Raw genomic sequence first — 23,179 nt, forward strand, 5'->3', positions numbered from 1 at the left:
GAGACCGGGCCGGGGTCAGCCCGCCAGGACGTCCAGGGCCCGGTCGACGTCCGCCGCCGTGTTGTACAGGTGGAAGGAGGCCCGCAGATGGCCCGCGCGGGCCGAGAGCAGGACGCCCGCCTCCCGCAGGGCCTCGGCGCGGTGCCCCAGCCCGGGGACGGCGACGACCGTCGAGACGTCCGCGACCGGCTCGTGGCCCAGGGAGCGCAGCCCGGACCGGAAGCGGGCCGCGAGCCCCTTGTCGTGCGCCTCGATCCGCTCGACGCCGATCTCCTCCAGGAGCGCCAGCGAGCGGGCGGCGCCGTGGTACGAGGGGAAGGCCGGGGGCTCGTCGAAGCGGCGGGCGGAGCGGGCCAGTTCGCGCACCGGGCCGTAGCTGTTGACCCACAGCTCCTCGCCGCTCGTCCACCCCGCGTGGATCGGCACCAGGCTCTCCTGGGCCTCCTCCGTGACCGTCAGGAAGGACGTGCCGCGCGGGCAGAGCAGGTACTTGTAGGCACCGGCGACCGTGTAGTCCCAGTCCCCCGCCCGCAGCGGCAGCCAGCCCGCGGACTGGGTGGCGTCGAGGAGGGTGCGCGCGCCGTGGGCCGCGGCGGCGGCCCGGACGGCGGCGAGGTCGGCGGTGCGGCCGTCGGCGGACTGCACGGCAGAGAAGGCGACGAGCGCGGTCCCCGGGCCGACGGACCCGGGGAGCCGCTCCAGCGGCACGAAGCGGGTCTTCAGGTCGCCGCGCACGGTGAACGGCGTGATGACGGAGGAGAAGTCGCCCTCGGGGAAGAGGACCTCGGCGCCGGGCGGCAGCGACTGGGCGATCATCCCGCAGTGCACGGCGACCGAGCTGCCGACCGCGACCCGCTCGGGCGCGACCCGGACCAGCCGGGCGTACGAGGCGCGGGCCTCGGCCACCACGTCGAAGCTGCCCGCGCCGCCGGGCCGCCCGGCGGCGGTCTCCTCCATGAGGAGGGTGACCGCCTCGACGGCGCGGCGCGGCAGCAGGCCGCAGGCGGAGGTGTTCAGGTAGGTCCGCTGGGGGGCGAACTCGGCGCCGCCCAGCGGCTGGTCGAGACTGTCCATGGCCCCACCCTGGGCTCCCCGGGACCGCCCGTCAATGCCCGGGGATCACGGGGAGACCCCCAAGCGGCGCTTATCGCCGCAGGTCAGGGCTGGTGCGGGGTCAGTCGCGCGGCGGGACCTCGCAGCCGTCGGGGCCGCATGCCTCCGCGTCCCGGCCGGCGGCGGCGACCGGCTGGAGGGTCCGGCCCTGCCATGCCTGCTCCAGGGCCTGGGTGAAGACCTCGGCGGGCTGGCCGCCGGAGACGCCGTAGCGGCGGTCGAGGACGAAGAACGGCACGCCGTTCGCGCCGAGTTCGGCGGCCTCGCGCTCGTCGGCCCGGACGGCGTCGGCGTACGCGGAGGGGTCGGCGAGGACGGCCTTCGCCTCGGCCTCGTCGAGACCGGCCTCGACGGCGAGGGCGAGCAGGGTCGCGTCGTCGAAGACGGACCGCTCCTCGGCGAAGTTGGCCCGGTAGGCGAGGTCGAGCAGCGCGTCCTGCCGTCCGCGCTCCCTGGCCAGGTGGAGCAACCGGTGGATGTCGAAGGTGTTGCCGTGGTCGCGGCCGTCGGTCAGGTACTCCAGGCCCTCGGCGCGGGCGTTGGAGGCGACGTGCTCCTCCATGGCACGGGCCTCGTCGAGGGTCCGGCCGTACTTGGACGCCAGCATCTCCAGGACCGGGCCCGTCTCGCCCTTGGCGCGGTGCGGGTCGAGCTCGAAGGAGCGGTGCACGACCTCGACGCCGTCGCGGTGGGCGAAGGCCGCGAGCCCCTTCTCGAAGCGGGCCTTTCCTATGTAGCACCAGGGGCAGGCGATGTCCGACCAGATCTCGACGCGCATGGGTTCCTTCTCCGGGGGCGGGGGGTTCGTTCCCCTGTTCAACCCCCGGGGAGCGGATCTCATTCCGTTTCGGTGCCGAGTGTGAGGCGGAGCACCAGGTGGTCGCCCGAGCGGGGGCGCTCCGGGTCGGGCCGCCAGCCGCGGGCCGCGTAGAACGCCCGCGCGCGGGCGTTGTGCTCGAAGACCTCCAGGCGGGCGGTGCGCAGGCCGGCCGCCCGCCAGGCGTCGGCGCAGGCGGTGTGCAGGGCGGTGCCGACGCCGTGGCGCCAGTGGGCGGGGGCGACGTGGAGCTGGGTGAGGTCGGCGACGCCCTCGGCGGTGCGGTGGGCGGCGATCCCGGCGACGGCGCCGTCCCGCTCGGCGACGAGGACGGCGCCCCGCTCGATGGCGGCGGCCCACCCGGCGCGGGAGCGGGCCGTCTCCTCCGCGCCCGCGTACTCCTCCTCCGGAAGGTGGCCCCGGTAGTAGGTGGCACGGGCCTCGGCGTGCAGGGCGGCGACGGCGTCGAGATCGGCGGCGGTGGCGTTTCTGATCATGTCCGGTCAGGACGCCGCCGGTCGGGCCCCGGTTCCCCGCCCCTCCTCCGGGAGCCCGGGCCGGGGGTCAGCCGCGCCGGGGCAGGTCCAGGGGGTTGCCGTCGCGGAGTTCCGGCGGCAGGAGGTGCTGGGGGGTGGACTGGTAGGTGACGGGGCGGAGCCAGCGCTCGATCGCGGTGGCGCCGACCGAGGTGGCGGCGGAGGTGGCGGCCGGGTAGGGGCCGCCGTGGTGCTGGGCCTGGGCGACGGCGACGCCGGTGGGCCAGCCGCCGACGAGGATCCGGCCGGCCAGCGGGGTGAGGGCGGCGAGCAGGCCGGCGGCGGCCGGATCGTCGTCGGCGCAGTGCAGGGTGGCGGTGAGGTTGCCGGGGAGGAGGGCGAGGACGGCGGCGAGCCCGGCCTCGTCGGCGTAGCGGACGACGACGGTGACGGGGCCGAAGCACTCCTCCAGGAGGAGGCCGTGGCCGCCGGCGGCGAGCCGGTCCGCGTCGACGGCGAGGACGCCGGCGCGGACGGTGTGCTCGTCGGCCGCGCCGGGCGGGACGGGGGCGGTGACGCCGTCGAGCGCGGCCCGCTCGGTGACGCCGTCGACGAAGGCGGCCCGCATCCGCCCGTCGAGCAGGACGGCGGGCGCGGTCTCGGCGACGCCCTTGGCGAGGGCCGCGAGGAAGCGGTCGCCGTCGGCGCCGGCCGGGACGAGGACCAGGCCGGGCTTGGTGCAGAACTGCCCGGCGCCCAGGGTCATGGAGCCGGCCAGGCCGGTGCCGAGCTCCTCGGCCCGCCCGGCGGTGGCGGCGGGGGTGAGGACGACCGGGTTGAGCGAGCCGAGTTCGCCGTGGAAGGGGATGGGGACGGGGCGGGCGGCGGCGGCGTCGAAGAGGGCCCGGCCGCCGCGCACGGAGCCGGTGAAGCCGGCGGCGGCGACGAGCGGGTGGCGGATCAGCTCGACGCCGGCGTCGAAGCCGTGCAGGAGGACGACGACGTCCTCGGGCAGGCCGTGCTCGGCGGCGGCCCGGCGGAGCAGTCCGGCGGCCAGCTCGGAGGTGGCCGGGTGGTCGGGGTGGGCCTTGACGACGACGGGGCAGCCGGCCGCGAGGGCGCTGGCGGTGTCACCGCCGGGCACCGAGAAGGCGAGCGGGAAGTTGCTCGCGGCGTAGACGGCGACGACGCCGAGCGGGATCTTCCAGCGGCGCAGGTCGGGGCGGGGCGGGACGGCCGCCGGGTCGGGCAGGTCGATCCGCGCGTCGAGGAAGGCGCCCTCGTCGACGACGTCGGCGAAGGCGCGGAGCTGGGCGGTGGTGCGGGCGAGTTCGCCGGTGAGCCGGGGGGCGCCGAGGGCGGTCTCGGCGTCGGCGGTGGCCACCACCTCGTCCGCGGCGGCGTCGAGGAGGCCGGCGGCCGTACGGAGGAAGGCGGCCCGGACCGCGCGGTCGGCGAGGGCCTCCCGGCCGGCGTGCGCGGCGCGGACCGCGCGGTCCACGTCGGCGGCGGTGGCCTCCGTCGCCACCCGCTCGCGCCGCTTCCCCGTCCGGGGGTCCACACTCCACACTGCTGCTGCCGACACCGCCACACCTCTGTTCACTATGATGAACGCCGTTCTTGTGTATGAACGCTCGTAGGTGGACTCTATGGAGGCGGCGGACGTTCCCACAAGGCCGTCCGGACATCGGAGAGAAAAGGGGAGGGGCCATGGCGGGTGCCGAGGCGAGCGGGGCACAGGTGAAGTCCGCGGTGCGGACGGTGGAGCTGCTGGAGTTCTTCGCCGGGCGGCCGGGGATGCACGCGCTGGCCGCCGTCCAGGAGGCCGTGGGCTATCCCAAGTCGAGCCTGTACATGCTGCTGCGCACCCTGGTCGAGCTGGGCTGGGTGGAGACCGACGCCACCGGCACCCGGTACGGGATCGGGGTGCGGGCGCTGCTGGTGGGGACCTCGTACATCGACGGCGACGAGGTGGTGGCGGCCTCCCGGACCACCCTGGACCGGCTCTCCGACGACACCGCCGAGACCATCCACCTGGCCCGGCTCGACGGCACCAGCGTGGTCTACCTGGCCACCCGGCAGTCCCGGCACCACCTGCGGCCCTTCAGCCGGGTCGGGCGCCGGCTGCCGGCCCACGCGACCGCGCTCGGCAAGGCGCTGCTCGCCACCCACGACAACGACCGGGTGCGGGCGCTGCTGCCCGCCGCGCTGCCCGCGGTGACCGAGCACACGATCACCGACCGGGAGCGGCTGATCGAGGAGCTGGCGGCGGTGCGCGAGCGGGGGTACGCGGTGGACCGGGAGGAGAGCACGCTGGGGCTGCGCTGCTTCGCGGTGGCGATCCCCTACCGGACGCCGTCCCGGGACGCGCTGAGCTGCTCGGTGCCGGTGGCCCGGCTGACCCCGGCCCACGAGCAGCTGGTCAAGGACGCGCTGTTCGACGCCCGGGACCGGCTGACGCTGGCGACCCGGCGGCTGTGAGGCGCGGGCCCGGCCCGCATGAACGTTTCCTGAGAATCCGGGCACATCCGGAACGCCGCGTACCGTGCCGTTCGTCCCCCTGGTGCCATGAACAAGACGATCAGGCGCACCTCGGTCTTCGTCCTGCTCCTCGTGCTGGCCCTGCTGGGCCGGGCCACCTGGGTGCAGGCGTACGAGGGCAAGGCGCTCGCGAACGACAGCAAGAACCGGCGGAAGACCATCGCGCAGTACGCGCAGCCGCTCGGGAACATCGTCGTGGCCGGCACGCCGGTCACCGGCTCGAAGGCCACCGGGAGCGGTGACCTCGCCTATGAGCGGACGTACACGGACGGCGAGCTGTACGCGGCGGTCACCGGCTACAGCTCGCAGGCGTACGGCTCCACCCAGCTGGAGGGCATCTGGCCGGGCGTCCTCGACGGCACCGACGACCGGCTGCGCGACCCGCTGGACGCGGTGACCCGCGCGCCGGGGAAGCCCGGCACCGTGGTCACCACCGTCGACCCGGCCGTGCAGAAGGCGGGCTACCGGGCGCTGGGGAGCAAGAAGGGCGCGGCGGTCGCGATCGACCCGGCCACCGGCCGGATCCTCGCCATGGTCTCCACCCCGTCCTACGACCCCTCCGCCATCGCGGGCACCACCGACGGCGACGCCTGGCGGAAGCTGCTGGACGACCCGGACAAGCCGCTGGTCAACCGGGCGCTGCGGCAGCCGCTGCCGCCGGGCTCCACCTTCAAGCTGGTGGTGGCCGCCGCCGCCCTGGAGGAGGGTTTGTACTCCTCGGTGGACGTGCGGACCCAGAGCCCCGATCCGTACACCCTGCCGGGGACCCGGACCGTGCTGCGCAACGAGAACGCCTCCGCGCCCTGCGAGAACGCCACCCTGCGCACCGCGCTCCAGTACTCGTGCAACAACGTCTTCGCCAAGCTGGCCGTCGACCTGGGGCAGGACAGGGTGCGGGCCATGGCGGAGAAGTTCGGCTTCGACGACGCCGAGCTGGACGTGCCGGTCCGCGCCTACCCGAGCGTCTACCCGAAGGGCATGGACCGGGCGCAGACCGCGCTCAGCGGCATCGGCCAGTTCGACGTGACCGCGACCCCGCTCCAGATGGCGATGGTCTCGGCGGTGATCGCGAACGACGGGCTGCTGGCCGCCCCACACATGGTCTCCGAGGTCGTCGACTCCGACGGCGACGCGCTGGAGTCCTTCGGCGGCGGCGCCCCCGCCCGGGTCGTCTCCGCCGCCACCGCCGAGCAGCTGCGCAGCGCCATGGTGACGGTGGTCGAGGAGGGCACCGGCGGCAACGCGGCGGTGCGCGGGGCCGAGGTCGGCGGCAAGACGGGCACGGCGCAGCACGGCGAGAACAACAGCAAGACGCCCTACGCCTGGTTCACCTCGTACGGGAAGGACGCGTCGACCGGGAAGCAGGTGGCCGTCGCGGTGATGATCGAGGACTCGGGCGCGGCCCGCTCCGAGGTCAGCGGCAACGGCCTGGCGGCCCCGGTGGCCCAGAAGATGATGGCGGCGGCGCTGAGGTAGCGGGCCGGGAGCGGCGCCGGGGAGCGCGGGCCGGGGGCCGGTTTCCCGGCCCAAGTGGGCGGTGCGGGGCCCCGATTGGCCCCGCGGCCCTCCGGCGCGATATGCAGAGTCACGTTCGAACACGCAGCACCCTCTCGAACTGCCGATCTCACCCGTCCCGCGGAGGACCCCCGTGCGCCGCCTGCCCCGTTCCCTGTCCGGCTGGACCATGGCCGTCTTCGGCGTCCTCGCCGCCGCCCTGGGGGTGGTCGGGCTGGTCGCCCCGGACGTCCTGATCACGGTGATGGGGTTCGAGCCGGTGCCCGAGGGCGCGCGGGCGGACGGCGACCACACGCTGGTCTTCCTCACCGCCTCCTCGATGGCCGCGCTCAACATGGGCGTCTACTACGTCCTCGCGGCCCTCTCCGACTGGAAGGCGTTCTTCCGCTGGACGGTCCCCTTCCGGCTGCTGACCTGTACCGTCTTCACCCTCGCCGTGGTCACCGGCCGGGCTCCCTCCGGCTTCCTCGGCGTCGGCCTGTGGGAGGGGCTCGGGGCCGTGGTGACGGGGGCGGCCCTCTGGTACGAGAAGCGGGCCGCCGCCCCGGGGACTCAGTCCGCCGCACGTCCCTGACCTGCGCGGAAGCCGCCGGAAATAGGGCGGTCGCCCGATCCGGCGGGGCCTCCTCAGGGGCCACGCTGCGGTCATGCGCTGGTATCTGACGGGTGTGGTCGTGTCCGGGTTCGGGACGACGGCGATGTGGCTGGTCTCCGGGATCTGGGTCAAGTCGCTGACGGGTTCGGACAGTCTCGCGGCCCTCGCCGCCTTCGCCCTGTGGGCCCCCGCCCTCCTCGGGCCGCTGCTCGGCACGGTCGCCGACCGGTTCCGCCGCCGCCCGCTGCTGGTCGGGCTCGACCTCGCCATGGCGGGGCTGCTGCCGGTCCTGCTGTGGGTGACCTCGGCCGACCGGGTCTGGCTCCTCTTCGCCGTCCTCGTGCTGTACGGCGCGCAGGGCACCGTGCACGACGCGGCCGAGCAGGCACTGCTCTCCGCCGAGGTCGACAGGGAGCGGCTCGGCGCGGTCAACGGCTGGCGGATGACGGCCGGGGAGTCGACCAAGCTGATCGCCCCGCTGGCGGCGGCCGGCCTCTTCGCCCGGTACGGGGGCGAACCGGTGGTCCTGCTGGACGCGGCGAGCTTCGTCCTGGCCGCCGGTGCCTTCGCCGCGATGCGGGTGCGGGAGGAGCCCCCGGCCGCCGCCCCGGCCGGGCGCGGGGCCCGGTGGCGGGAGACCGCCGAGGGCGTCCGGCTGCTGGCCGCCTCGCCGGGGCTGGGCCGGCTGGTCGCGACCGGCTCCTTCACCATGCTGCTCGCGGGGGTCAACGGCGCGGCGGTGTACGCGGTGGTGGACGGGGTCCTCGGCCGCGCCCCGGCGTACGCCGGAGTGCTGTACGCGGTGCAGGGCGCCGGTTCGGTGGCGGCCGGGCTGCTCGCCGGGCCGCTGCTGCGGCGGCTGCCGGAGCGGCGACTCGCCCTCGCCGGGCTCGTCCTCTTCTCGGTGGCGGCCGGGGCGCGGGCCCTGCCGTCCGGGGCGGTGGCCCTGGCGGCGAGCGCGGTGCTGGGGCTCGGCCTGCCGTGGGTGCTGGTGGCGGTGGCGACGGCGGTCCAGCGCGCGGCCCCGGCCGGGGCCGCCGGGCGGCTCGCGGCGACCGCGAACACCCTGCTCTTCGTCCCGAACGCGCTGGCCCTGGCCCTGGGCGCGGCGCTCGTGACGGCCCTGGACCCCCGGGTGCTGCTCCCGGTCCTGGCGGTGGCGGGCCTCGCCGGGGCGGCGGTCGCCGACCGCCGTCCCCGGGCGCCCCGCCCGCCCCGTACGCCCCGGCCGCCGCGCTCGTGGTGCGTGGCCGGGAGGTGACGGGGAGCATGGAAGGGGTGTCGGGCTCGGCGGGAGGAGGGCAGGGTGACGGCCGGTTCCTTCCCGGGCGCGGGCGCGGGCATGGGCGCGGGCACGCATGCGGGCACGGGCGCGGACGGTCTCCCGGGTCCGGTGGCGGACCTCGACGCGAAGGGCCTGCTCGACGTGCTCGGGGTGGCCGCCGTGGTGGTGGACTCCGCCGGGCGGATCGTGCTGTGGAGCCCGCAGGCCGAGGGCCTGTTCGGCTACCGCGCCGAGGAGGCCCTGGGGCAGTACGTGGCCCGGCTGATCGTCGACGAGGAACACCGGGCGGAGGCGGTGCGCCTGTTCGGCGAGGTGCTGCGGCACGGCACCGCCTGGGCGGGCACCTTCCCCGTACGGCACAAGGACGGATCGGCCCGCGAGGTGGAGTTCCGCAACATGCGGCTCACCGACGACCTGGGGGGCCTGTACGCGCTCGGCATCGCCGCCGACCGGAGCGCCGTGGACCGGGTGGAGACCGGGCTGGCCCTCTCCGACCGGCTGGTCTCCCAGTCCCCGATCGGCCTCGCCGTCCTCGACACCGAGCTGCGGTACGTGCTGGTCAACCCGGCCCTGGAGCGGTTCAACGGCATTCCGGCCGCCCGCCACCTGGGCCGGCTGCCCTCGGAGGTGCTGACCGGCGTGGACACCGGGCCGGCGGAGGCGGCGGCCCGGCAGGTGCTGGCGACCGGGGTGCCGCGCCTCGGCTTCCAGGTGCTGGGGTCCGTGCCCGGCGACCCGGGCGGCCGGCGCGCCTGGTCGGTGTCGTTCTACCGGCTGGAAGCGGCCGGGGGCCGGGTCCTGGGGGTGGCGACCTGGGTGGTGGACGTGACCGAGCGGCACCGGGCGGACGCGGCGGCCGACCGGTCCCGGCGGCGGCTCGCGCTGGTCGCGGACGCCTCCGCCCGGGTCGGCACCACCCTGGAGGTGGAGCGGACGGCGGGCGAGCTGGCCTCGGTGGTGGTGCCGGCCCTCGCCGACGTCGCGGCGGTCGACGTCCTCGACGCGGTGCTCTCGCCGCACCGGCCGGGCGGCCCCGGGCACGGTCCGGCGCTGTTCCGGGCGCTGGCGGTGGCCACCGAGCACGAGACGGAGGCGCTGCCGGCCGCCGACCGGCCCGGCTCGGTCGCCCTGTACGGGGCGGACCGGCTGGTCACCCGGTGCGTGCGGACCAGGCGGCCGGTGCTGGTGCCCCGGGTGGGCCCGGCGGACCTGGCGCGGATCGCGCGCGACCCGGAGGCGGCCGAGCGGCTGGCGCGGGCCGGGGTCCACTCGTACCTGGCGGTGCCGCTGATCTCCCGGGGCGAGGTGCTGGGGGCGCTCGACCTGAAGCGGGACCGCAATCCGCTGCCCTTCGACGAGGACGACGTGCTGCTGGCGGTGGAGCTGGCCGCGCGGGCGGCGGTCGGCATCGACAACGCCCGCTGGCACCAGAGCGTGCGCAACGCGGCGGTGACCCTCCAGCGCAGCCTGCTGCCGGGCGAGCCGCCGGCCCGGCCCGGCCTGGAGGTGGCGGCCCGCTACCAGCCGGCCCAGGCGTCCAGCGGGGTCGGCGGGGACTGGTACGACGTGATCGCCCTGCCCCGCGACCGGACCGCCCTGGTGGTCGGCGACGTGATGGGCAGCGGCATCGACGCGGCGGCGACCATGGGCGGGCTGCGGACCGCCACCCGGGCCTTCGCCGACCTGGACCTGCCGCCCGAGCAGGTGCTGCGGCACCTGGACCGGATCACGGTGGCCCCGGAGCACTCCATCGCCACCTGCCTGTTCGCGGTGCACGACCCGGCCCGGGGCCGCTGCCGGATCGCGAACGCCGGCCACCTGCCGCCGGTGCGGCTGCCGGCCGCCGGACCGGCCGAGCTGGTGCCGGTGGCGACCGGGGTGCCGCTGGGGGTGGGCGGCGGGGCCTTCCGCACGACCGGGGTGCCCTTCCTGCCGGACGACCGGCTGGTGCTGTACACCGACGGGCTGATCGAGACCCGGGACGCCCCCATCGACGAGCGGCTGGCGCTGCTGGTGCGGCTGGTGGAGGAGACCCGGGGGCTGCCCCTGGAGGAGAGCTGCGACCGGCTGCTGCGGGAGCTGCGGCGGCCCGGCGCGCCGGACGACGTGGCGCTGCTGATCGCCCGGAGCACCCGGTGAGGCGGCGCCGGCGCGGGCCGGGGCGGGAGCGGAGTTCCGGGCTGCGGAGCCTGGCCGGGCAGGTCTTCGCGCTGGAGGCGCTGATCGCGCTCCTCGTGATCGTGGCGGCGGTGGCGATCACCTTCCACCAGGCCCGGCAGGACGTGCTGCGGGACGCCCGGCTGCGGTCGCTGGCGGTGGCGGAGGCGTTCGCGAAGGCGCCCGGGGTGGAGACGGCGCTGGAGTCGCCGGATCCGACGGCGGCCCTCCAGGGGCGGACCGAGCAGGTGCGGCGGGCGACCGGGGTGGACTTCATCGCGGTCCTCGGCCCGGACGGGGTCCGGTACACGGACCCGGAGCCCGCGCTGATCGGGACGAAGGCGGCCGGTGACTTCTCCCGGGCGGTGGAGGACGGGGAGGCGTACACGGAGACCTTCCGGGGCGCGCCGCACGACGCGGTGCGGGCGGTGGCGCCGGTGGAGGACGCGGGGGGCCGGACCGTCGGGCTGGTGACCAGCGGCATCGAGGTGGAGAGCATCAGCGGGGTGACGCGCGGGCGGCTGCTCGTGCTGACGGCGTCGGGCGCGGGGGCGCTGGTCCTGGCGGTGGGCGGGGCGGCGCTGGTGTCGCGGCGGCTGCGGCGGCAGACGCACGGGCTGGGCCCGGCGGAGATGACCCGGATGAAGGAGCACCACGAGGCGGTGCTGCACGCGGTCCGGGAGGGGGTGCTGATCGTCGGCGCGGACCGGCGGCTGGTGCTCGCCAACGACGAGGCGCGGCGGCTGCTCGGGCTGTCGGCGGACGCGGAGCGGCGGCCGGTGGCGGAGCTGGGGCTCGCTCCCCGGACGGTGGAGCTGCTGGAGTCGGGGCGGGAGGTGACGGACGAGGTGCTGCGGGCGGGCGGGCGGCTACTGGCGGTGAACGTGCGGCCGACGCCGGCCGAGGGCGGGGCGGCGGGGTGCGTGATGACGATGCGGGACAGCACCGAGCTGGCGGCGGTCTCCGGGCGGGCGGAGGTGGCGCGGGAGCGGCTGGAGCTGCTGTACGAGGCGGGCATGCGGATCGGGACGACGCTGGAGGTGGTGCGGACGGCGGAGGAGCTGGCGGAGGTGGCGGTGCCCCGGTTCGCGGACTTCGCGTCGGTGGAGCTGCTGGAGCCGGTGCTGCGGGGCGAGGAGCCGCCGCAGGACGCGACGCTGTCGCGGATGCGCCGGACGGCGCTGAGCGGGGTGCGGGCGGAGGGGCCGCTCCAGCCGGTCGGGGAGGAGATCCGCTTCCACGTGCCGAGCACGCCGATGGCGCAGGCGCTGGCGACCGGGCACGCGGTGGCGCAGGAGCTGGCGGAGGCGGAGGGGTGGCGGGCGCAGGACCCGGCGGGGGCGGCGCGGGCGCTGGCGTACGGGATGCGGTCGCTGCTGACGGTGCCGCTGCTGGCGCGGGGGGTGGTGCTGGGGATGGCGAACTTCTGGCGGACGGAGGCGTCGGAGCCGTTCGGCGAGGAGGACCTGGACTTCGCGGAGGAGCTGGCGGCGCGGGCGGCGGTGGCGGTGGACAACGCCCGCCGGTTCACCCGGGAGCACGCGATGGCGGTGACGCTCCAGCGGAGCCTGCTGCCCCGGGTGCTGCCGGAGCAGGACGCGGTGGAGGTGGCGTACCGCTACCTGCCGGCGAAGGCGGGGGTGGGCGGCGACTGGTTCGACGTGATCCCGCTGCCGGGGGCGCGGGTGGCGCTGGTGGTGGGCGACGTGGTGGGGCACGGGCTGCACGCGGCGGCGACGATGGGGCGGCTGCGGACGGCGGTGCACAACTTCTCGACGCTGGACGTGCCGCCGGACGAGATCCTGGGGCACCTGGACGAGCTGGCCGGGCGGATCGACGAGGAGGCGGATCCGGCGGCGGGCGGCGACGGGCGGCGGGAGGAGAGCATCACCGGCGCGACCTGTCTGTACGCGATCTACGATCCGGCGTCCGGGCGGTGCGTGGTGGCGAGCGCGGGGCATCCGGGTCCGGCGGTGGTGGGCGCGGACGGGCGGGTGGAGTTCCCGCCGCTGTCGCCGGGGCTGCCGCTGGGGCTGGGGCTCGGGCTGGGGGACGTGCCGTTCGAGACGACGGAGCTGCTGCTGCCGGAGGACAGCAAGCTGGTGCTGTTCACGGACGGGCTTCTGGAGGACCACGGGCGGGACCTGGGGGCGGGGCTGCGGCTGCTGCGGCGGACGCTGGAGCGGCCGGACCGGAGTCCGGAGCAGATCTGTGCGGACGTGCTGGCGAACCTGCTGTCGCCGACGCCCCGGGACGACATCGCGCTGCTGGTGGCGCGGGCGCGGCGGCTCCCGGCGGACCGGATCGCCGAGTGGGAGGTGGCGCGGGACCCGGCGGCGGTGTCGCCGGTGCGGAACGCGGCGGCGGCGAAGCTGGCGGAGTGGGGTCTGGAGGAGCCGGTCTTCGCCATGGAGCTGATCCTGAGCGAGCTGGTGACGAACGCGGTGCGGTACGGGGCGGACCCGGTGCGGGTGCGGCTGCTGTACGACCGGACGCTGGTGTGCGAGGTGTCGGACGGCAGCAGCACCTCGCCGCACCTGCGGCACGCGACGGACACGGAGGAGGGCGGGCGGGGGCTGTACCTGGTGGCGCGGTACGCGGAGCGGTGGGGGACGCGATACGGGCCCCGGGGGAAGACGATCTGGGCGGAGCTGCGGGTGGGGCCGGACGGCGGGGAGGGCCCGGAGCCGGGTCCGGCGGCGGATCTCGACCTGGACGCGCTGGAGAAGCTGGCCTGGTGAGCGGGGCGCCGCCCCTCCGGACCGCGGATCCCGCATGGTATACCAAAAGGGTCCGTCCGAACCGAAGGAGAAGCCCGTGAGCCCCACCCCTCCCACCGTGACCCTCTTCCACGACGTACGGCCCTTCGGCGGGCCGTCCGGCGACCTGGTCTCCGTCGACGGCGTGCTGGTCGACCGGGTGCCCGAGGGCGCGGCGGTCGAGCGGGTGGACGGCGGCGGGCGCCTCGCCCTGCCGACCCTGGTCGACGCCCACATCCACCCGGACAAGACCTCCTGGGGCGAGCCCTGGTACCGCCGCCGCCCGGCCGAGGGCATCGCCGAGTTCGTCGCCGGCGACGTGGACCTGGCCCGCTCGCTGCCCACCCCGGTCGGCGAGCGGGCGCTGCGCCTGATGACCCACGCGGCGACCCGGGGCACCCGCGCGATGCGGGCCCACGCCGACGTGGCCCCCGCCTACGGCCTGGCCGGCGTCGAGGGCATCGCGGCCGCCGCCGCGAAGCTGGCCGGGATCGTCGACGTCGAGCTGGTGGCCTTCCCGCAGCACGGCGTGATCCGTGCCCCGGGGGCGGCGGAGCTGCTCGCGGAGGCGGCGGCGAGCGGTCTGGTCAGCCACATCGGCGGCATCGACCCGACCGGTTTCGACGCGGGCGGCGACCGGGACGGCGACCAGCTCGGCCTGGTCTTCGCCCTGGCCGAGAAGCACGGCCTGGGCCTCGACATCCATCTGCACGACCGGGGCGAGCCGGGCCTCGCGGTGATCCGGGACATCGCCGCCCGCACCCGCGCCGCCGGGCTCGGCGGCAGGGTCGCGGTGGCGCACGCCTTCGCCGTCGCGGGCCTGTCCGGGCGGGAGCTCGACGAGACCGCCGACCTGCTGGCCGGGGCCGGGGTGGCGCTCACCACGGTCGCCCTGGGCGAGACGACGATCCTGCCCTTCCGGCGGCTCGCCGAGCGCGGGGTGACCGTCGGCCTCGGCTCGGACGGCGTCCGCGACAGCTGGAGCCCGTACGGCGACGCCGACATGCTGCACCGCGCCTGGCTGGCCGGCTGGGCGCTCGACGCCCGCCTCGACGAGGAGCTGGAGGCGTGCTTCGCCGTCGCCGCCGACGGCGGTGCGGCGCTGCTGGGTCTGCCCGCCGCCGACCTGCGGCCGGGCTCCCCCGCCGACTTCATGCTGGTCGAGGGCGAGTGCCTGCCGCAGGTCGTGGTGGACCAGCCGCGCCGCGACCTGGTGGTGCGGGCGGGCCGGGTGGTGGCCCGGGACGGCCGCCTGGTCTGAGCCGCGCCGGACGCGGGAACGACGGGTACGGACGGAACGGGACGAGCGGGACGGGCGCCGGACCCGGCGGGCCGCGGCGCCGGCGCTGCCGGGGCCGGTCGCCGGACGGAGCGGGCGTCCGCGGGCCCGGCCGGTGATACGGGGGAGCCGGCCGGGCCCGGTTCGACGGCGCGCGCTGGCAGCGCCGGACGCGACCACCGTAGGCCGCCGCCCGGGCGCGCCGCGATCCGCGGAACGCGGCTCCTGTCCGGAATGCGCGGCGGTTCGGCGCACGCGGACGCACGGGAGGGGCGCACGGCTCCCCCACAGGGACCGCACGGGTCCCGGCCCGGTCCAGGCCCGACGCGGCCCCGGACCGGTCCCGGCCCGGTCAGTGGCGTCCGGTGCGCAGGGTCCGGGACGGGGACTCGCCGAACCTCTCCCGGTAGCGGGCCGCGAAGCGCCCCTGGTGGGTGAAGCCCCACCGCCAGGCGACCTCGCTCACGCTCACCTCGTCCGGCTCCGCCGCCCGCAGCTCCTCCCGCACCCGGTCCAGCCGGACCTCCCGGAGGTACGCCATCGGGGACATGCCCACGCACTCCCGGAAGGACTCCTGGAGCCGGCGCACGCTCACGCGCGCGTGCGCCGCGAGTTCGGCGGTGGTGAAGGGGTGCTCGGGGCGCTCCCGCACCGCGTCCATGGCCCGTTTGACGGGGGCCGGCCGGTGCGGTCCCGAGGGGTGCGCGAGCTCGTCCCGCCAGGGGTGGTCGGCGGCCAGCAGCAGCCCGTTGAGCAGCGCCTCCTGGAGCGGCCGGGCGACCAGCTCGTGCCGGACCAGGCCGCCGTCGGCGCGCGCCTCGGCGGCGATCCGGCGGGCGAGCCGGACCCAGCCGAGGCCGGGACCGCACGCGATGTCGAGGCGGGGCCGCAGGACGAGCGGGCCCCGGGGCGGCCGGCCGAGCAGGCACTCCAGCCGGTCGCGCAGTTCGGCGGCGCCCACCTTCACGGAGAGGATCCGCGCGTCGCCGCTCCAGCGGTCGAGGAAGGTGTCCCCGGCCGGGTCGAGGAGCAGCGCCTCGCGGGCGGTGGCCCGCAGTGCGGGGCCCCGGCCCTGGCGCATCTCCATGGTGCCGCCGAGCGGGGCGTTGAGGTGGTGGGCGCCGAGCTCGCCGAAGCTCATCCGGACGTCGGCGCCGCAGCTGAGCTCGCCGATCACCAGCGGTCCGAAGTCGACGATGTCGAAGCGGGCGGCGAAGGTCCGGTGGGGGTCCACGACCGCCATCCGGCTCGCGTAGTACCGCGCGTCGAGTTCCTCGCGCGCCTCGTCGACGTCCCCGGTCGTGAAAGAGCTCCCACCCACGATGCGAAAGATAATTCATATGACGGGCCTGTCCGGGAGCGGGCAGGATGCCCGGCATGCCGCGACCTCAGGGATTCACGTACGAAGAGCGCCGGGACGGCTCCGTCGTCCTCACCCACCAGGGGCGGGCCGCCGGGGTGCTGCGCGGCGCCCGCGCCGCGAAGTTCCTGGCCGAGGTGGCGGCCGGGGACGCCCAGCTGGTGATGGCCCGCTGGACGGGGGCGTACCGCTTCGGCAACGAACGGCAGGCCCGGAACCATCCCCGTAACCTGGGTGGCCGAACCGGCCGAAGGTAAGGGAACGGCAAAGGCCCCTGGCTCGTTGTGCCTGGCATGACCGCAATGACCCCCGGCTCGAACCTTCCTCTCACCGCCGCCCGCGTGGCGGTGGACGTCGCCGCCCCGGTGCGGCTCGACGTCTCGGGCCTGCTGCTCGGCGCCGACGGCAAGGTGCGCTCGGACGACGACTTCATCTTCTACAACCAGCCCGCCGGGCCCGGTGTCACCTACCGCTCCGGCGGCGGCACCGCGCCCGACGCGATCCTGGTGGACACCGCCGCCCTGCCCGCCGGCATCGAGCGGATCGTCGTCACCGCCAGCCCGGACGCGGCCGGCCAGACCTTCCAGGGCATCGAGCCCACCGCGACCGTCCGGGAGGCCGACGGCGGCGCGGTGATCGCCACCTTCACCCCGCCCCGGCTCGCCACCGAGACCGCCCTGGTGGTCGTCGAGATCTACCTGCGCAACGGCGCGTGGAAGGTCCGCGCCGTCGGCCAGGGATACGCGAACGGGCTGGCCGGCATCGCGACCGACTTCGGCGTGAGCGTGGACGAGGAGCCCGCCGCCCCGGCCGCCGCCCCCGTCGCGCCGCCCGCGCCCGCCGCTCCCCCGGCCCCGCCCGCCTCGCACCTCCCGCCCCCGCTGGTGACGCCGCCCGGCGCGCAGGACCCCCGCGCCACCTTCGGCGCCCCCGTCGCACCGCCCGCCCCCGCCGCTCCCCCGGCCCCCACCGGCAAGATCAACCTGGACAAGGGCCGGGTCAGCCTCCAGAAGAACCAGACGGTGTCCCTGGTCAAGGGCGGCCGCCCGCTGCTCTCCCAGGTCAAGATGGGCCTCGGCTGGGAGCCCGCCTACCGGGGCAAGGACATCGACCTGGACGCCTCCGTCATCGCGTACGGCCCCCAGCGCAACCACCTGGACAGCTGCTACTTCGGCAAGCTGACCATCCTGAACGGCTCGATCCGGCACTCCGGTGACAACCTGACGGGCGAGGGCGCCGGGGACGACGAGGTCATCACCGTCGACCTGGGCCGCCTCCCGGCCGACGCCACCGGCCTGGTCTTCACCGTCAACTCCTTCTCGGGGCAGAAGTTCACCGAGGTCGCCAAGGCGTACTGCCGGCTGCTCGACGCGGCCACCGGCGAGGAGCTGGTCCGCTTCGACCTGACCACCGCCGAGCCGCAGACCGGCGTGATGATGGCCAAGCTCATCAAGCAGTTCTCCGGCGAGTGGGAGATGACCGCGATGGGCGAGTTCGTGAAGTCCCGGACCGTGCGGGGCATGGTGAAGCCGGCCGCCCAGTCCCTCTGAGCGGCCGGCCCCGGCGCGGCTAGAAGAGCGCGCTGTAGGCGTTGAGGGCGGGCTGGCCGCCGAGGTGGGCGTAGAGGACGGTCGCGTCACGGCCGATCTCGCCCCGGTCCACCAGGTCGATCAGGCCCGCCATCGACTTCCCCTCGTAGACGGGGTCGGTGATCATGCCCTCGGTGCGGGCGGCGAGCCGCATCGCGTCGAGGGTGGCCTCGTCCGGGACGCCGTAGACGCCTGCGTGGTAGCGGTCGTCCAGCTCCACGTCGGCGCCGGTGAGGTCGCGCTCGACGCCGATGAGGGCGGCGGTGCCCCGGGCGATCCGGGTGATCTGCTCGTGCGTGGCGGCGGGCTTCGCGGAGGCGTCGATCCCGACGATCCGGCGCGGCCGGCCGCCCTCCTCCACCAGCGAGGCGAAACCGGCGACCATCCCGGCCTGGGTGGAGCCGGTCACCGAGCAGACGACGACGGTGTCGAAGAAGACGCCCAGCTCGCGCTCCTGCGCGGCCACCTCGTACGCCCAGTTCGCGAAGCCCAGGCCGCCGAGCGGGTGGTCGGAGGCGCCGGCCGGGATGGCGTAGGGCTTGCCGCCGCCCTCCTCGACCTCGCGCAGCGCCTGCTCCCAGCTCTCCTTGAAGCCGATCCCGAACCCGGCCTTCACCAGCCGCACGTCGGCGCCCGCGAGCCGGCTGAGGAGGATGTTGCCGACCTTGTCGTAGACGGCGTCCGGCCAGTCGACCCAGCTCTCCTGCACGAGGACGCACCTGAGCCCGGCGCGGGCGGCGACGGCGGCGACCTGGCGGGTGTGGTTGGACTGCACGCCGCCGATGGAGACGAGGGTGTCGCAGCCCTTCGCGAGGGCGTCCGCGACCAGGTACTCCAGCTTGCGGGTCTTGTTCCCGCCGTACGCCACGCCGGAGTTGCAGTCCTCGCGCTTGGCCCACAGCGTGGCCCCGCCGAGGTGGTGGCCGAGCCGCTCCATCGGATGGACCGGAGAAGGCCCGAAGAGGAGCGGGTAGCGGTCGAAGTCGTTCAGGGGCATGACGGCTCTCCCAGGGGTGGATGGGGACGGGGTACGACGACGGGTACGGCGGCCTCACGGGCGTCCGGTACGGCATCCGGTACGGCTCCCGGGCCCGCGTCCGGACCGGCTCCCGGCGCCGCGGGGATGCCCGTGACGTCGGCGACCTCGATGGCGTCGTCGGCGAGCTGCTCCAGCGCGGCCCAGATCTCGCTGGTGATGCGGACGGCCCCGTCGGCGTCCCCGGCGGCGCAGGCGTCGATGAGGCGGGCGTGCAGTTCGGCGGAGCCGCAGCTGCCGGTGTCGCCGAAGAGACGGCGCTCCACCCGGCGGACGAGCGGGGTGTACCGGTCGATGGTGGCGGCGACCGCGTGGTTGCCGCTGGCGCCGACGAGGACCTGGTGGAGTTCGTCGTCGGCGGCGAGGGCCGCCTCGACGTCGGCGGCGCGGACGGCGGCGGCGAAGCGCTCGTTGGCGTCGCGCATGGCGCGGATGGCCTCGGGGCCGAGCAGCGGCACGGCGGTGCGGGCGGCGAGCTCGTGCATGACCCGGACCACGGAGGCGGCGTCCCGGACGACGCGGCTGACCGGCCGGGTGACCCGGGTGTAGCTCTGCGGCTTGGTCTCGACGAGCCCCTCGGCGGTGAGCCGGGCGAGGGCGTCGCGGACCGGGGCGCGGGAGAGGCCCAGCCGGTCGGCGAGGTCGGAGTCCTTGAGGAGGGCGCCGGGGGCGAGGTCGCCGCGCACGATCGCCTCGCGGAGCGCCTCGTAGGCCCGGTCGCGCAGCAGGGTCCGGCCCACCGGCCGCAGAGCGTCGTCCATGGACTGACAGGTTAGATGTCAGTCCATGGACGGCGACAGGAGTGCGCGGCGATCTGGCGGGAACCCGTCGGATTCCCGACGGGTTCCCTCACGGGGAGCGGGGGGTGACCAGGGGTCAGCCGCGGGGCTGGCGGCGCCAGGGGCCGGTGATCGCGACCATGATGCCCGGCTCCTGGATGTTGGCGTACAGCGTGTCGCCGTCGGGCGAGAAGACGACGCCGGTGAACTCGCTGTCGTTGAGGTCGTTGCGCGCGATCGGGTAGGTGCGGCCCGAGTCGGTGGCGCCGAAGAGGTGCGACACGCCCTCGCCGTCCTCGGCGATGACCAGGCCGCCGTACGGGGAGACGGTGATGTTGTCCGGGCCGTCGAAGGCGCCGTCCTGCTCGGGCGCGGCGTTCACGCCGAGCAGCACCTTGAGGGTGAGGGTGCGGCGCTTGGGGTCGTAGAACCAGACCTGGCCGTCGTGGGCCGCGCCGGGGCTCTCCTCACGGGCGTACGAGGAGACGACGTAGGCGCCGCCGTCGGCCCACCACATGCCCTCCAGCTTGCGGGCGCGGGTGACCTGGCCGTCGGCGAACTGCTTGCGGACGGGGGTGGTGCGGGCGTCGCGGTCGGGGACGTCCACCCAGTCGACGCCGTAGACGGTGCCGATGCGGGTCGCGCGGGAGAGGTCGTCGACGAACCGGCCGGAGGAGTCGACGCACTTGAACGCCTGGAGCACGCCGGCGTCGGCGGCGAGGGTGCGCAGCCGGCCGCGGCCGTGCTTGAAGCCCTTCGGCGGGACCCAGCGGAAGAAGAGGCCGTTGGGGCCGGAGGCGTCCTCGGTGAGGTAGGCGTGGCCGGTCTTCGGGTCGACGACGACGGCCTCGTGGTCGTAGCGGCCGAAGGCCTTGATCGGCCGGGGGTCGCGGTTGGCCCGGCGGTCGCGCGGGTCGACCTCGAAGACGTAGCCGTGGTCCTTGGTCATGCCGTTCTTGCCGGCGAGGTCGGAGTTCTCCTCGCAGGTCAGCCAGGTGCCCCACTCGGTGCGGCCGCCGGCGCAGTTGGTGGAGGTGCCGGCGATGCCGACCCACTCGGCGACGGTGCCGTCGCGGTGCACCTCGACGACCGTGCAGCCGCCGGCGGCGGCCGGGTCGTAGACGAGGCCCTCGGTGAGCGGGACCGGGTGCTCCCACTTGGAGCGGGCGCCCTTGAGCTCGTGGTTGTTCACCAGGTACGTGACGCCGCGCGGGCCGGCGAAGGTGGCCGTGCCGTCGTGGTTGGAGGGGGTGAACTCGCCGCTCTCCAGACGGGTCACGCCGGTGCGGGTGATGACCCGGTAGGTGAAGCCCTCGGGCAGGGCGAGGACGCCGTCGGGGTCGGCGACCAGCGGGCCGTAGCCGAGGCGCCGGTGGTGGTCGTGCCCGTGGCCGTGGCCGTGCTCCCCACCGTGGCCGCCGTGGGAGCGCTCGTCGCCGGCGAGGGCCTCGGGGGCGGTGGCGAGCACCCCGACGGCGCCGGTGAGGGCGAAGCCCGCGACGGCGGTCTTCTGGGTGAACTCTCTGCGGTTGAGGGCCATGGTGTGCGTTGTCTCCCCTGCTGGTGGCCGGATCTCGCCCCCACCATGGCGGGCCCGCGCGAACGGCGGCTGAACTCCGGCCGAACGGCCGCGGAGCGCCTCCCCCGGAGTGGGGAAAGGCGCTCCGGGGTTTCCGGTCAGGCGGATCCGGCGCGCGAGCGGGCCTTGAAGGCGGCCTTGCGGGCCTCCTTGGCGGCCGTCCGGTCCGGGTGGAGGCGGCCGACGGCGTCGAGGACGTCGGCGGTGGCGGGGTGCTCCACGCGCCAGGCGCTCTCCAGGAAGCCGGTGTGGCTGCTGGTCAGGTTCTCGACGAGGTCGCGGAGCTCCTCCAGGTCCCCGGCGACGTCGAGCTGGGCGGCGATGGTGTCCACGGCGAGCCAGAAGATCATGCTCTCCGGCGGCGGGGGGACGTCCGAGGCGCCGCGCTCGGCGAGCCAGACGCGGGCGAGGCCGCCGAGTTCGGCGTCGTCCAGGACGGCGCGGACGACCGGCTCGGCCTCGGCGCCGACGAGGGCGAGGGCCTGCTGGCAGTGGAGGCGGCGGAGCGGGGCCTCCGGGTCGAGGCCGCGGGCGGCGGCGAGGAGTTCGGCGGCGGCGGGCACCGGCTCGCGGCCGGCCAGCCAGCCCTCGGTCTCGGCGCGGGCGGCCGGGCCGGGGTAGCCGGCGAGGGCGGTGAGCAGGGCGTCGGCGCCCTTGTCGGCGAGGTCGCCGACGGCGGGGGCGTCCACCCCGGCCTCCAGCATGCGGGTGCGGATGGCGTAGAGGCCGAGCGGGGTGAGCCGGACCATGCCGTAGCGGCTGACGTCCTCGTCGTCCACCGGCGGGGCGGGCTCCTCGCCCTCCTCGGCCATCAGGGCCTCGTCGACGGGCCGGTAGGCGACGAGGCCGATCGGCTCCAGGAGCCGGAACTGCTCGTCGAGCCGCATCATCGCGTCGGAGACCTGCTCCAGGACGTCGTCGGTGGGCTCGCCCATGTCGTCGGGGACGACCATGGAGGCGGCGAGCGCGGGCAGCGGCACGGGGCCGTCGCCCGCGCCGCCCTCGCTGACGGTCAGCAGGTAGAGGTTGCCGAGGACGCCCTCCAGGAACTCGGCCTCCGCCTCGGGGTCCCAGTCGACGGCGTCGAGGTCGAGGCCGCCGTCCTCGTCGAGGAGCGGCTCGATGTCGTCGAGGAGGGGGGCGACGGCGTCGGAGAAGACGGCGTCGAAGGCGTCGAGCCAGAGGGCGAGGACCTCGCGGGGCGAGCCGCCGGAGACGGTGGCGAGGGCGGCGCCGGGGGCGGCGGTGCCGGGGGTGTCGTCGTCCGGGCCGTCCTCGACGTCGACGAGGCCGGTGTCGACGGCGAGCCGCCAGGCGTCTCCGGCCCAGTACTCGGCGTCCTCGGCGTCCTCGTCGTCGTCGAGGCCGAGGAGGCGGACGGCCTCGGGGAGCTGCTCGTCGACGAGTTCGCCGCCCGTGCCGACGCGGGTGTCGGGGCCGGCCCAGCGGGCGAGGCGCACGGCGTGGGCGAGGAGGGGGGCGGACAGGGCGTCCCGCGCCAGTTCCGCGTCCGGGAGCAGCCGGACGGGGGGAAGGGTGGGGTGCTCCGCGGCCATGTGGGGGATCTCCTCGACGCGTGCGTGATCGGGCGGGGTCAGCATCCCAGCGTAGACGCAATCGGACGGCCGTCCGGCGGTTCGCCGGACCGTCAGTCTTCGTACAACCGTCGACTCCTGACGGCGCCCCCCGCGCGCGGCGGGAGCGGCGTGCGCGGATCCGTCAGATCCCGCGTCCGGGGCCCGTGGCACCCCTCTCCTCCCCGGCCCTCCTCCCCGGCCCGCCGCCGCCCGCCGGCCGTGGAAGACTTCCGGCCATGTCCGCTCTCCTCCTCCGCCCCGCCCGGCGTGCCGAACTCCCCGCCGTCCTCGCCCTGCTCGCCGACGAGGACCGGGTCGTGGACCCCGCCGCGGTCCGGGTCACCGAGGCGTACGAGCGGGCCTTCGCCGCCATCGAGGCCGACCCGCGCAACGAGATGCTGGTCCTGGTCGACACCGACGGCCTCGTCCTCGGCTGCCTCCAGGCCACCTACATCCCCGGCCTCGGCAAGGGCGGCGCCGAGCGGGCGCTGGTCGAGGCGGTGCGGATCCGGGCCGACCGGCGGGGCGGCGGGCTCGGCCGGCTGCTGATGGGGCTGGCGGCCGACCGGGCGCGGGCGCGCGGCTGCGCGCTGGTGCAGCTGACCTCGGGCAAGGAGCGCGCGGACGCCCACCGCTTCTACGCCTCGCTGGGGTACGCGCGCAGCCACGAGGGGTTCAAGCTGCCGCTCTGAGCCGATCCTTCAGGTGAGGTGAAGCTTCCG

19 protein-coding genes are annotated in these 23,179 nt (G+C 76.0%); 10 read left to right on the plus strand and 9 right to left on the minus strand.

Features of this window, described 5'->3' with window-relative positions; genetic code table 11:
- Positions 1-15: 15 nt before the first annotated feature.
- From IE219_RS13290 to IE219_RS13305, 4 genes are all read right to left on the minus strand, one after another.
- Entirely contained in the window at positions 16-1,074 is a 1,059-nt protein-coding gene (locus IE219_RS13290) for an aminotransferase class V-fold PLP-dependent enzyme (protein WP_189976887.1), read from the minus strand.
- 100 nt (positions 1,075-1,174) lie between these two features.
- Entirely contained in the window at positions 1,175-1,891 is a 717-nt protein-coding gene (locus tag IE219_RS13295) for a DsbA family oxidoreductase (RefSeq protein ID WP_189976888.1), read from the minus strand.
- A 59-nt stretch (positions 1,892-1,950) separates the two neighbouring features.
- Entirely contained in the window at positions 1,951-2,427 is a 477-nt protein-coding gene (locus IE219_RS13300; protein WP_189976889.1) for a GNAT family N-acetyltransferase, read from the minus strand.
- Positions 2,428-2,494: 67 nt separating this feature from the next.
- Positions 2,495-3,991, minus strand: coding sequence for an aldehyde dehydrogenase (NADP(+)) (locus IE219_RS13305; protein ID WP_189976890.1), 1,497 nt, complete (start codon positions 3,989-3,991; stop codon positions 2,495-2,497).
- Between the two features lie 125 nt (positions 3,992-4,116).
- Between IE219_RS13305 and IE219_RS13310 the strand changes: the two genes are divergently transcribed.
- From IE219_RS13310 to IE219_RS13340, 7 genes are all read left to right on the plus strand, one after another.
- On the plus strand, positions 4,117-4,887 hold the full coding sequence (locus tag IE219_RS13310; RefSeq protein ID WP_189976891.1) for an IclR family transcriptional regulator: 771 nt from the start codon (positions 4,117-4,119) through the stop codon (positions 4,885-4,887).
- 87 nt (positions 4,888-4,974) lie between these two features.
- Positions 4,975-6,423: a peptidoglycan D,D-transpeptidase FtsI family protein gene (locus tag IE219_RS13315; protein WP_189976892.1), complete on the plus strand. Its 1,449-nt coding sequence runs from the start codon at positions 4,975-4,977 to the stop codon at positions 6,421-6,423.
- A 208-nt stretch (positions 6,424-6,631) separates the two neighbouring features.
- Complete coding sequence (locus IE219_RS13320) at positions 6,632-7,036, plus strand: hypothetical protein (RefSeq protein ID WP_189977296.1); 405 nt, start codon at positions 6,632-6,634, stop codon at positions 7,034-7,036.
- Between the two features lie 73 nt (positions 7,037-7,109).
- Positions 7,110-8,318, plus strand: coding sequence for an MFS transporter (locus tag IE219_RS13325; protein WP_189976893.1), 1,209 nt, complete (start codon positions 7,110-7,112; stop codon positions 8,316-8,318).
- 45 nt (positions 8,319-8,363) lie between these two features.
- On the plus strand, positions 8,364-10,481 hold the full coding sequence (locus IE219_RS13330; protein ID WP_373298823.1) for a SpoIIE family protein phosphatase: 2,118 nt from the start codon (positions 8,364-8,366) through the stop codon (positions 10,479-10,481).
- Positions 10,478-13,240 carry a SpoIIE family protein phosphatase gene (locus tag IE219_RS13335; RefSeq protein ID WP_189976894.1) on the plus strand — a complete coding sequence of 921 codons (2,763 nt, stop codon included), beginning with the start codon at positions 10,478-10,480 and terminating at the stop codon, positions 13,238-13,240. The genes IE219_RS13330 and IE219_RS13335 overlap by 4 nt, the downstream gene beginning before the upstream one ends.
- A gap of 34 nt (positions 13,241-13,274) precedes the next feature.
- Positions 13,275-14,519 carry an amidohydrolase gene (locus IE219_RS13340; protein ID WP_189976895.1) on the plus strand — a complete coding sequence of 415 codons (1,245 nt, stop codon included), beginning with the start codon at positions 13,275-13,277 and terminating at the stop codon, positions 14,517-14,519.
- 370 nt (positions 14,520-14,889) lie between these two features.
- On the opposite strand, the gene IE219_RS13345 is transcribed toward IE219_RS13340, so the two are convergent.
- Positions 14,890-15,858, minus strand: coding sequence for a helix-turn-helix transcriptional regulator (locus IE219_RS13345; protein WP_229849750.1), 969 nt, complete (start codon positions 15,856-15,858; stop codon positions 14,890-14,892).
- 56 nt (positions 15,859-15,914) lie between these two features.
- On the opposite strand from IE219_RS13345, the gene IE219_RS13350 reads away from it, so the two are divergent.
- The gene (locus IE219_RS13350) at positions 15,915-16,154 is read left to right on the plus strand and encodes a hypothetical protein (RefSeq protein ID WP_189976896.1); all 240 of its coding nucleotides are present in this window, start codon (positions 15,915-15,917) and stop codon (positions 16,152-16,154) included.
- A gap of 36 nt (positions 16,155-16,190) precedes the next feature.
- The gene (locus IE219_RS13355) at positions 16,191-17,447 is read left to right on the plus strand and encodes a TerD family protein (protein ID WP_189976897.1); all 1,257 of its coding nucleotides are present in this window, start codon (positions 16,191-16,193) and stop codon (positions 17,445-17,447) included.
- Between the two features lie 19 nt (positions 17,448-17,466).
- Here IE219_RS13355 and IE219_RS13360 read toward each other — a convergent pair whose 3' ends face one another.
- The 4 genes from IE219_RS13360 to IE219_RS13375 form a co-directional block, all read right to left on the minus strand.
- The gene (locus IE219_RS13360) at positions 17,467-18,483 is read right to left on the minus strand and encodes a 1-aminocyclopropane-1-carboxylate deaminase (protein ID WP_189976898.1); all 1,017 of its coding nucleotides are present in this window, start codon (positions 18,481-18,483) and stop codon (positions 17,467-17,469) included.
- Positions 18,474-19,283: a GntR family transcriptional regulator gene (locus IE219_RS13365; protein WP_189976899.1), complete on the minus strand. Its 810-nt coding sequence runs from the start codon at positions 19,281-19,283 to the stop codon at positions 18,474-18,476. Before IE219_RS13365 ends, IE219_RS13360 begins: the two co-directional genes overlap by 10 nt.
- Before the next feature lie 115 nt (positions 19,284-19,398).
- The gene (locus IE219_RS13370) at positions 19,399-20,841 is read right to left on the minus strand and encodes an alkaline phosphatase PhoX (protein ID WP_189976900.1); all 1,443 of its coding nucleotides are present in this window, start codon (positions 20,839-20,841) and stop codon (positions 19,399-19,401) included.
- Between the two features lie 137 nt (positions 20,842-20,978).
- Positions 20,979-22,436 (minus strand): hypothetical protein, encoded by a 1,458-nt coding sequence (locus IE219_RS13375; protein WP_189976901.1) that lies wholly within the window; start codon positions 22,434-22,436, stop codon positions 20,979-20,981.
- 257 nt (positions 22,437-22,693) lie between these two features.
- Here IE219_RS13375 and IE219_RS13380 point away from each other — a divergent pair, with 257 nt between their 5' ends.
- The gene (locus IE219_RS13380) at positions 22,694-23,149 is read left to right on the plus strand and encodes a GNAT family N-acetyltransferase (RefSeq protein WP_189976902.1); all 456 of its coding nucleotides are present in this window, start codon (positions 22,694-22,696) and stop codon (positions 23,147-23,149) included.
- Positions 23,150-23,179: the final 30 nt, after the last annotated feature.

It is taken from the genome of Streptomyces termitum (genome assembly GCF_014650175.1).
GTDB classification, from domain to species: domain Bacteria; phylum Actinomycetota; class Actinomycetes; order Streptomycetales; family Streptomycetaceae; genus Streptomyces; species Streptomyces termitum.